This is a genomic window from Stieleria sp. (assembly GCF_041595215.1).
GTDB classification, from domain to species: Bacteria; Planctomycetota; Planctomycetia; order Pirellulales; family Pirellulaceae; genus Stieleria; species Stieleria magnilauensis.
This window is the reverse complement of sequence record NZ_JBFHKV010000873.1, coordinates 1-3,767: the sequence shown is the minus strand read 5'-3', so window position 1 is coordinate 3,767 and position 3,767 is coordinate 1. Positions and strand designations below refer to the sequence as shown.

Here is a 3,767-nt window from a genome sequence, read left to right as displayed (position 1 = left end):
CTAACCGCCTTCAGCCGCGGTGATGCGTTCGTAACGCTATTGGCCGCGAGCCCCCGGTTGCCTCCCCAAAAAAAAGGCCCACGCTTTCGCGTGGGCCTTTCGTCGTTTGGCAATGCGATGCGGGACCGATCAGCTGCAACCCATGCTGGCGCCACAGTTGTGACAGAGGTAGCAGTTTCCGTTCCGCACCGTGATGCTGCCACAGTTATCGCAGCTCGGGGCGTCGATTTGGAATCTGGCAAACTGGTCCTGTCGGTTTCCTTCTTTGTGACCGTTGCCGTTGCCTCCGTTCAAGCTGGCCAGGATGCCGGCTCGCTCGGACGCCATGATCGACGACTCGGCAGCGGCGACTTCGGGGCCGTTGCTGCTGTTGATCGGATCGCTGGTCGCGGTCGGCAGCGGATCGGCGGTGATGCTGGAATCCTTGCTCATGAAGGTCAGCCCCAGCCACCGCGCGATGTAGTCCACGACGCTCTTGGCGATGCGGATGTCCTTGTTGCTGGTGTGACCCATCGGTTCGAACCGGGTGTGGCTGAACTTGTTGACCAGCACCTCCAGCGGGACGCCGTATTGCAGCGCGATCGAAAGTGCGGTGCCGAAGCTGTCCATGATGCCGCCGACGGTTGAACCTTCTTTGGCCATCGTGATGAAGACTTCGCCCGGTCGTCCGTCGGGATATTGACCGACGCACAGATAACCTTCGTGTCCGGCGATGGTGAACTTGTGCGTTACGCTGCTGCGGGTGTCGGGCAACCGTTCGCGGCGTGGCTTGTAGACGATCTTTTCGACCGTCTTGGTGACCACTTGCTTGCCGTTGGCCTCTTCGCCTTCGTCGGACGACGTGTTCAGCGGTTGGGACTGTTTGCTGCCGTCGCGATAGATGGCGATCGCTTTGAGTCCCAGTTCCCAACCCCAGTAATAGGCATCGGCGATGTCCGACGGGGTCACGTCCTGCGGCATGTTGACGGTCTTGCTGATCGCTCCGGAGAGGAACGGTTGGGCGGCGGCCATCATCGTGATGTGGGCTCGCCAGGAAATGCTCCGAACCCCATTGGCAGGGGTGAAGGCACAATCAAACACCGGCAGGTGTTCGGTTTTCAGTTCCGGTGCACCTTCGATCGTATCATTGACATCGACGAACGCCAGGATGGCTTCGATTTGATCGGACGTGTAACCGAGTTTCTGGAGAGCCGCAGCGACGGTCTGGTTGACGATCTTCAGCATGCCGCCGCCGGCGAGCTGCTTGTATTTCACCAGTGCGATGTCCGGCTCGATGCCGGTCGTGTCGCAGTCCATCATGAAGCTGATGGTACCGGTCGGGGCCAGCACGGTCGCTTGGGCGTTTCGGAAACCATACCGTTCGCCAATCTCCAGGACATCGTCCCACAGCTTTTGGGCGGCTTGCTTCAGATCCGCAGGGCCTTCGTCGTTGATCTTGTCGGCGGCCTCGCGGTGCATTCGCATCACACCGAGCATCGGTTTTTCGTTTTCGCTGTAGCCGTCAAACGGACCAACGACTCCCGCCAGTTCGGCGCTCGTGCGGTTGGCTTCACCGTGCATCAATGCCGTCAACGATCCGCACAGCCCGCGTGCGGCGTCGGAGTCGTACGGCATGCCACGCGACATGATCAGCGAGCCCAGGTTGCTATAGCCGAGTCCCAAGGGGCGGAATTTGTGGCTGTTGCGAGCGATCGGCTCGGTCGGATAGCTGGCGTGATCGACCAGGATCTCCTGGGCGATGAAGAACAACCGTGCGGCGGCACGGAAACGTGCCACGTCGAACGATCCGTCGCTGCCGGCGAACTTCATCAGATTGATCGACGCCAGGTTGCAAGCCGTGTTGTCCAGGAACATGTATTCCGAGCACGGGTTGGATGCGTTGATCGCGCCGCTGTTGGGGCAGGTGTGCCAGTTGTTGATCGTCGTGTCGTACTGGACGCCGGGGTCACCGCAGTGCCAGGCACACTCGGACATCTTGTTGAGCAATTCTTTGGCGTCATACGACGGTGCGTCGCCGGACGCCTTGTCCGAGACCCAATGGGTTTGCCAACGTTGGCCGTCGCGGACCGCGTGCATGTAGTCGTCGGTCAAGCGAACCGACAGGTTCGCGTTCTGGAAGCAAACGCTGCTGTAGGCTTCGCCGTTGAAGTTCGAATCGTAGCCTTCGCGAATCAAGGCATGCGCTTTCTTCTCTTCCGACCACTTGCTTTCGATGAACTCCAGAATGTCCGGGTGCCAGACTTTCAGGGACTGCATCTTGGCGGCACGACGCGTCTTTCCGCCGCTTTTGACCACGCCGGCGATCGAGTCATACACACGCATGAAGGACAACGGGCCCGACGGCGTTCCGCCACCGGAGAGTTTTTCACGCGATGATCGGATCGTCGACAGGTCCGTGCCCGTTCCAGAACCGAACTTGAACAACATCGCTTCGGCACAGGCCAGACGCATGATGTCTTCCATGTTGTCTTCGACAGCCTGGATGAAGCACGCACTGCCCTGCGGGAACTCGTAGGGATTCTCGGGCTGGAACGTTTCGTTGGCCGTACGGTCCCAGGCCCAGTTGCACTTGGCACCGGTCACGCCGTATTGCTGGTGCAGCCCGACGTTGAACCAGACCGGGCTGTTGAAGGCACCGTGCTGATGCAGACACAACCAAGTCAGGTCACGATAGAAATTTTCGCCATCGGCGGGCGTGTCGAAGTAGCCATCGGCCAAACCCCAGTCGGCGATCGTCCGCGTCACGCGATGCACCAACTGACGCACCGAACGCTCACGCTCCTCCATCTTCTTGGGGTCACCGTAAAAATACTTGCTGACGACCACGTTGGTCGCCAATTGGCTCCATTTGGCAGGCACCTCGCAATTGTGCTGCTCAAACAGCGCCTTGCCATTTTCGTCCTTGATCGCGGCCGAACGCAGTTCCCACTGCGTCGTTGCAAAGGGGGTCTTGCCGTCGGCGGGGCAGAAGACCGGATCGACCTTCAGGCCGGATCGGCCGCCACGCAGTGTCGTGCCAAAAACGCCCGTCGCGTAGTCCAAGCCGTGTTGCTCGTTGACCTTTTCGAAGTCAGGGTCACCACCGGCCGAAGACTGAGATTGAGTGGGGAGAACAGTTGCCATCGTTGAAACAAACTCCGTGAATCGTCCGTGGGACCAACTCCATTCGATTATCCTTCAGTAGGTCGTCCGACGCGAATGGCCCGACACAAATGGTCTGTGCCCCGCATCGTGCGCCGCCTCGTCGGCATGAAAACTCCACCGGCAGGCTCTGCCCGGGGGGGATTCATCGCACTGATTGAATGGTTTTGGTCGTCCGTGAAAAAGGGAAATAAGAACACATCAATCACGTCAGCCCACATGAGGATGCCGAGACAGCGGCAAAGAAGTCCTCCTGGGATCCTTCCCGACCGTGCTAGTCTTCCTAAGGGCCACTCGCGTCAAATCCAGCAATATCAGTAATGATGTCACTACCGGTAGTGGAATTTGCCGCGGTCAGCACTAAATATGGGCGACGCGAAGAATCTTAGAGATTGCTTTTAGGGTGTCAATGAAATTCCTGGACGATTTGCAACCCTTTGCCTGCAAATGGGTTACGTGGATCTTCACGGCGCCCCCCGCCGCCGCCGCGTCACCCGGTCGTCGACGTAAGCCTAGGCGACATGAAGGGTTAGTGAAGATTCCGTGGTTGAGTGGGAGCTTGGTGGAAAACATGTGCGTGACAAAAACTTTTCTAGCGGGACTCGGATCAACAGGGGGGATGGGTG

At 59.0% G+C, this 3,767-nt stretch carries 1 protein-coding gene; it reads right to left on the bottom strand.

The features are described from left to right. Window positions 1–129 precede the first annotated feature (129 nt). Entirely contained in the window at window positions 130–3,123 is a 2,994-nt protein-coding gene (locus ABX749_RS25505; RefSeq protein ID WP_372898486.1) for a vitamin B12-dependent ribonucleotide reductase, read from the bottom strand. Window positions 3,124–3,767 lie beyond the last annotated feature (644 nt).

Excerpts from the sequence above, each read along its gene's own strand:
- ABX749_RS25505 (WP_372898486.1), bottom strand. The coding sequence starts at position 3,123 with ATGGCAACTGTTCTCCCCACTCAATCTCAGTCTTCGGCCGGTGGTGAC.